The organism is Aquitalea palustris, from assembly GCF_003693445.1.
Classification (GTDB): domain Bacteria; phylum Pseudomonadota; class Gammaproteobacteria; order Burkholderiales; family Chromobacteriaceae; genus Aquitalea; species Aquitalea palustris.
In genome coordinates this window covers 1-401 of the sequence record NZ_RFAR01000161.1, presented here as the reverse complement: position 1 = coordinate 401, position 401 = coordinate 1, and the positions used below count along the sequence as shown (strand labels likewise).

Annotated in this window: 1 protein-coding gene; it reads left to right on the top strand. The window is 59.9% G+C overall.

All coding sequences use genetic code 11. From position 1 onward, the window contains the following. Positions 1 to 401, top strand: a 401-nt coding sequence (locus EAY64_RS20145) for a cytochrome ubiquinol oxidase subunit I (protein ID WP_199734509.1), incomplete at both ends; no start/stop codon positions are given.

Genomic DNA, 401 nt, shown 5'->3' with positions numbered 1-401 from the left:
CGCTCCACCACCAAGGAGATTCCGGGCATCAAGCAGATTGTGGCGCGTAACAAGCAGCGCATTCTGAATGGCCAGCAAGCAGTCATTGCGCTGGAAGCCCTGCGCAAGGCACCGCAGGATGCTGCTTTGCGTGCTGCCTTCGAAAACAAGCAAGGCGACCTGGGCTTTGGCCTGCTGCTGAAAAAATATGTGGCTGACGTACGCACCGCCACCCCGGCCATCATCGACCAGGCGGCCTGGAGCACCATTCCCAATGTGGCACCGATGTTCTGGAGCTTCCGCCTGATGGCTGGTCTGGGCTTCAGCTTCCTGCTGCTGTTTGGCTGCGCCTTCTGGTTCTCCCTGCGTAACCGCTTTGCCGGCAAGACCTGGCTGCTCAAATGGGCGCTGCTGTGGATTCC